The 6,211-nt window shown below is 35.3% G+C and carries 5 protein-coding genes; 1 reads left to right on the forward strand and 4 read right to left on the reverse strand.

Translation table 11 applies throughout. The features are described from left to right. Nucleotides 1-132: 132 nt before the first annotated feature. The 4 genes from ACIQ2X_RS12670 to ACIQ2X_RS12685 form a co-directional block, all read right to left on the reverse strand. Nucleotides 133-1,134 (reverse strand): VWA domain-containing protein, encoded by a 1,002-nt coding sequence (locus ACIQ2X_RS12670; protein WP_396179289.1) that lies wholly within the window; start codon nt 1,132-1,134, stop codon nt 133-135. Next, a complete protein-coding gene (locus ACIQ2X_RS12675; protein ID WP_396179284.1) occupies nt 1,134-2,762 on the reverse strand; it encodes a BatD family protein in 1,629 nt (542 codons plus the stop codon). Before ACIQ2X_RS12675 ends, ACIQ2X_RS12670 begins: the two co-directional genes overlap by 1 nt. Before the next feature lie 26 nt (nt 2,763-2,788). Continuing rightward, a complete protein-coding gene (locus ACIQ2X_RS12680; protein ID WP_396179285.1) occupies nt 2,789-3,652 on the reverse strand; it encodes a DUF58 domain-containing protein in 864 nt (287 codons plus the stop codon). Nucleotides 3,653-3,730: 78 nt separating this feature from the next. Beyond that, entirely contained in the window at nt 3,731-4,735 is a 1,005-nt protein-coding gene (locus ACIQ2X_RS12685; protein ID WP_396179286.1) for an AAA family ATPase, read from the reverse strand. 259 nt (nt 4,736-4,994) lie between these two features. Here ACIQ2X_RS12685 and ACIQ2X_RS12690 point away from each other — a divergent pair, with 259 nt between their 5' ends. Beyond that, the gene (locus tag ACIQ2X_RS12690) at nt 4,995-5,861 is read left to right on the forward strand and encodes an aldo/keto reductase family oxidoreductase (RefSeq protein WP_396179287.1); all 867 of its coding nucleotides are present in this window, start codon (nt 4,995-4,997) and stop codon (nt 5,859-5,861) included. The last annotated feature ends 350 nt before the right edge of the window (nt 5,862-6,211 follow it).

The following is a 6,211-nucleotide window of genomic DNA, read 5'->3' on the forward strand; positions in this document are numbered from 1 at the left end:
GCTTTACAAGAATCATCATTTGGGAATTCTTTTACTAGATTGAGTATATTTTGACCTTTAAAATTATCCATAATTCAGTATTTAAAGGAACTAATATACGGAATTTAACTTAATAACTCAATAATCGAAATTTTAAATAAAACTTCTGTAAACGGTATTTCGTAATCCAATTTCAAGCAACAATAAAAGGCCTGCAAAAATCAAAAATGGTCGGTATTTTTCGTCGTAATCATAGAATTTTAGTTCTTCTATTTCCGTGGTTTCCAACTTGTTGATTTCATTATAAATGGTTTCTAATTTTGAATTTGAGTTGGCTCTGAAATATTTTCCACCTGTATTTTTTGCAATGTTTTTCATCAATTGCTCATCAATTTCTACTTTCATCATTCTGAAAATAAAATCGCCATTTGGAGCAATAGAGTACGGATATTGAGCCATTCCATTGCTTCCCAAACCAATGGTATATACTTTTATGCCAAATTCTTTCGCAATATCAGAAGCCGTTTCTGGTTCGATGGTTCCCGAATTATTGACTCCATCTGTCAACAAAATAATCACTTTGCTTTTGGCTTTACTATCCTTTAATCGGTTCACGGCTGTTGCCAAACCTGTGCCAATTGCTGTTCCGTCTTTTAAAACATTGTCGAATTTTATTCCGTTCAATCCATCAATAACCACGGCTTTATCGCTGGTTACAGGAACTTTGGTATAACTTTCTCCCGCATACAAAACCAATCCAATTCGGTCATTTGGTCGAGATTCTACAAAAGTGGATGCAACATCTTTCAAAGCTTCCATTCGATTTGGCTTTAAATCTTTGGCCAACATACTACTGGAAACGTCGATAGATAATACAATATCAATTCCTTTTGTGGTTTTGGTTTGACTACTGATATCCACCGTTCTTGGTCTTGCCATTGCAATAATCAACGCTGATAATGCCAAAATTCGCATGACAAATAAAGCTGGTTTCAACTTTGTCAACACTGATTTTGACTGCTTAAAACCTTGTAGCGAACTCATTTTTAGCGTTGCCGATTGTGTTTTTCTAGTCCAAAAATGCCACGCGATAGCAATTGGAATCAATAAAAACAGCCAGAAAAATCCGGGATTTAAAAAAGTTACATTTGTCATCATTTGTTGTCTCTTTTAAATTCTACCGATTTCAAAATACGTTCAGAAATCTCTTTCGCATATTTATCGTTCTGATTCTGAATAATATTGATTTGCTGCAAACCACCGTCTTGCGCAAAAATAATCGTTTCATAATACATCTCGTAACTTTTCTTGTCTATTGGATTGAGGATGCTAAATGTTCCATATCCTTTGGCACCACTTATTCCTTCGGGTGTTGTAAATTCGCCTTGGTCGCCAATAATATTTTTCGCTCCTTGCGATTCAAAAATTTGCAAAGTACCTTCAATTGCAGTTTTCAAATCTACTTTAGTTTCTTGTTTGTAATGCAATGTAGAAATCGAAACCGAGAAATTACTCATCAAACTACCGTAAGAAAAAGTTTGCATGTCTTTTATCAAAGCAAATGCCTCTTTAGGCAAAGTGGCTGCCACATCCACCCTACTCAAAACTTTTGGTGTTTCAATTCGGATTCCTGGATTTCCATATTCACTCGTAATCCATTCGCCTTCCACTAAATCTTTTGTTGGGTGACCAATCAAATTATCTTTTACAAAATCAAAACCTTTTGTGGCAATAAAGAAAATAGCGGTTCCAAAAAGCACGACAAAAACCACTACACTTGAAACTACAATTCGTGTAATTCGCTTCTTGCGTAATTTCTGTTTGATTACTTTCTGACGTTGGGCTTCATTCAAAATATCATCGTCCGCTTCTTCCTCAATAATTTGTGGAATGGCGTTGTCTAAAGTCAGAATTGTTTTCTCAATTTTCTTTTTGTCTTCTGCAATTTCAAAATCTAGTGGTTTTGATTTGGCAAATTTCACTAAATCAGCTTGCTTCAAAACGCGTTCTAAATTTTCCAAAATTTCAGGCGAAATCTTCATTTTCTTTTTCAAAGAAGCTTTTCGCAAACCTTCAATTAATTCAGAAGTGGTACTTTCCATTGCGGGAATTTCAATGGCTTCTTCAATATAATTTCGGGCAATATCTGTCAATTCACTGTAATATTCTTTAACAGCTCCTTTTTGCCAAAGCTCTCTTTTCTCCAAATTGTTCAGCAAATTCGTAGCTTTTTCGATAGGCGTTTTATAAACAACTTCTTCGATTTTCTTTCGTTGAAATTTTTTCATTAAGAAATAAACCAAAGCGCCAATTCCGATAATGAGCAACAATCCCAGAATCCATTTCCAAATCCATGACGACGAACTATCCGCTTTTGCAATGGGTTTGATTTCGTACATTTTTTGCTTCAATGTATCCACTGCGACATTTTGAACGGTAACTTTCAAAGAATCTGACAGTAAAACGTTTTTGCCAACCAAAATTTTTAATTGTGGAATGGTGTAGGTTCCGGAATCAAATTGGGCAAGTCCGTATTTCTTAATCAACTCATATTTTCCATCCTTTTTTATGGTGTCAATTTGATACGACCGAATTACTTCTAAAGGTCCAAAATTTTTCGATTTTGGAAACGATACTTGTGTTGCCGTATCCACTTCCGTTTTTATAGTCAAATTGAATTGGGCTCCAATTTTGTTTTTAGTTGTATCAATAGAAGTCGTCACTTTTTGAGCAAAAAGTGCGTTGGTACAAAGCAATACTAAAATGTATAATTTAATTTTCATCTATTTAAAAACAGTGTTTCGCTGGATTATCGCGATTTAAAATATCCTAATAATTTGGTAACATAACTTTCGTCAACCCGGGAGCTAACTGAACCTGCACCACATTTGCTAAAGGTTTCTTTGAAGTATTTTACTTTTTCGTGGTAGTGTTTTTCATAATTCAAGCGCACTTGTTTCGAACCCGTATTTACCAATTGAACTTTGCCCGTTTCCGCATCAAGCATTGGAACCACTCCTAAATTCGGTATGGATTCTTCTCGAATGTCGTACACTCGAATGCCAATAATATCGTGTTTTTTAGAAGCAATTTTCAATGTATGTTCATAATCCTCCGACATAAAATCAGAAATTAAAAATACAATTGCTTTCTTTTTTTGTGTGCTTGACAAAAATTTCAACGCTTGAGCCACGTCGGTTTTGTTGCTTTTTGGCTGAAATTCAATCAATTCTCTGATGATTCGCAAGACGTGTGACTTGCCTTTTTTTGGTGGAATATACAATTCAATTTGGTCTGAAAATAAAATCAATCCAATTTTATCGTTGTTTTGCGTTGCCGAAAAAGCCATGGTTGCCGCAATCTCGGTGACAATATCTTCTTTCAACGCATTTTTTGTTCCAAAACCAGATGAACCGCTGATGTCGACCATTAACATCATGGTCAATTCGCGTTCTTCTTCAAAAACTTTTACGTGAGCCTCGTTATATCGAGCTGTAACGTTCCAATCGATTGCTCTAATATCATCACCATATTGGTATTGACGCACTTCTGAAAACGTCATTCCGCGTCCTTTAAACGACGTATGGTATTCCCCCGAAAAGATGTGATTGCTCAATCTTCGGGTTTTGATTTCGATTTTACGTACTTTTTTTAATAGGTCTTTTGTTTCCATTTATTTAGTTTTCAGTCGCAGTTTTCAGTCGCAGTAGACCAACGTCTGAAAACTGCCACTGAAAACTGAAAACTATCTTTAGGGTACTTCAATCTCATTAATAATCTTGTTAATAATATCCATCGAAGTTACATTTTCAGCTTCAGCTTCATAGGTAATTCCAATTCGGTGACGCAATACATCGTGTACAACTGCTCGAACGTCTTCTGGAATTACATAACCTCTTCGTTTGATAAAAGCGTAACATTTTGCTGCCGTAGCCAAGTTGATACTTCCTCGAGGCGAAGCGCCAAAACTGATTAATGGTTTCAAACTTTCTAATTTATATTTTTCCGGATATCGCGTTGCAAAAATGATATCCAAAATGTACTTTTCAATTTTTTCATCCATATAGACTTCTCGAACAGCCGCTTGAGCACGAATGATTTGTTCGACAGAAATTACGGCATTTACTTTTTCGAAAGCACCTTTTAAATTTTGACGCACTACCATTCTCTCGTCTTCCATTTTTGGATAATCGATTACCGTTTTCAACATAAAACGGTCGACTTGTGCTTCTGGCAAAGGATACGTTCCTTCTTGTTCCACTGGATTTTGTGTAGCCAAAACTAAAAATGGTCGGTCTAATTTGAATGTTGTATCGCCAATGGTTACTTGTTTTTCCTGCATTGCTTCTAACAAAGCGGATTGTACTTTTGCTGGAGCACGGTTGATCTCATCTGCTAAAACAAAATTGGCAAAAATAGGCCCTTTTTTTATCGAAAATTCGTTGGCTTTGATGTTGTAAATCATTGTTCCAACAACATCAGCTGGAAGTAAATCGGGTGTAAACTGGATTCTGCTAAACGAAGCATCAATTGCTTGCGACAAGGTATTGATTGCTAATGTTTTTGCCAATCCTGGAACACCTTCGAGTAAGATGTGTCCTTGTCCTAAAAGACCAATCAACAAACGCTCGATCATGTGCTTTTGACCCACAATCACTTTGTTCATTTCCATGTTCAGCAAGTCAATAAATGCACTTTCGCGTTCTATCTTTTCATTAATCGCTCTAATGTCTAAAGTAGCCGTATTCTCTTCCATCGTATCTATATTGTTAGGGTAATTTTCAGTGTATGAATATTAGGACGCAAATTGAAAAAAATTTTAGGAGTTCGATGTTAATAATTGGTTAAAACTTGCGCAAAACATCGGGCTTTAAGTGTGTATTGTGATTTTGTTTTTATAAATTTAAGAACTTTAAAAAAGATAGTAGCAAATAGCAATTAATTTACTTTGAGCATTGGGAAACCGTTGTAAATGAAGCGGTAACCTACAAAACCTAAAAACAAAACAAATACGTATGAACTCTAGATTTTCACGCATTATTGCAGGAACTATGAATTGGGGAAGTTGGGACAAAAAACTTTCCACTTCCGAAATGGCAAATACCATCCACGTTTGTGTCGAAAACAACATTACCACCTTTGACCATGCCGCAATTTATGGCGATTACACCACCGAAACTGACTTTGGAAAAGGCTTTAAATCAAGCGGAATTGCACGTGAAAAAGTGCAGCTTATTTCTAAATGTGGCATGATTAAACCGGCTGCAAATTCGACGCAAGTCAAACAATATGAATCTTCCAAAGAAAGCATGATAAAGTCGGTTGATACTTCGTTGAAAAATTTGCAGACTGATTATTTAGATGCTTTACTGATTCATCGACCAAATCCATTAATGCAGGCGGATGAAGTGGCAGAAGCGGTTACACAATTGAAAAAAGAAGGAAAGATTCTAGATTTTGGTGTCTCCAATTTTACAACTTCACAAACGGAATTGTTGCGTTCAAAAATTGAAATGAACTACAATCAAATTCAGTTTTCGGCGACTCATTTCAACCCGATGGTTGATGGAAGTTTGGATTATATGCAAATTCACAACATTCAACCGATGGCTTGGAATCCGTTGGGAACCGTTTTTAGAGAAGATACGAAGCAAACGCGTGATTTGAAAAAACTTTTATCCCGATTGGTAGAAAAATACGAAGTGGGAAGCGACATGATTTTGTTGGCTTGGATTTTAAAACATCCTGCGAATATTATTCCGCTTGCTGGAACAGTAAATACGGGTCGGTTGCAGAACATTCACAAAGCCACAGAAATGGTTTTGGAACAAGAAGATTGGTTTGCGATTTGGAGTGAAAGTATGGGGCATCGGATTGCTTAATTTTTTTACACAGATTAGCACGAATTTTCACAGATTAAGAATTATTTCCTGCAAGGTCTTTTTCCGACCTTGTAGGTCTTCTATTCTTAACTTAAAAAAATCACATTAACAAACTCGAAATCAATGAAATATCTTTACATATCATTTTTATTTTTTTATCTTACTTCTTGTAGTGAATCATTCAATAATATGGATACGGAAATGATAAATAAAGACATTGTGAAAAACACAAATATCAAATCGCCAGAAGAACTAATTACTATTTATTATAATTATCCTAATTCAGAAAGTAAACCAGATTTGAAAATTGAAAAAAAAGAAATTAAAAATGATGTTTTCGAAATAACCTT

This window comes from Flavobacterium sp. (genome assembly GCF_044368625.1).
In the GTDB taxonomy this organism is placed as follows: Bacteria; Bacteroidota; Bacteroidia; order Flavobacteriales; family Flavobacteriaceae; genus Flavobacterium.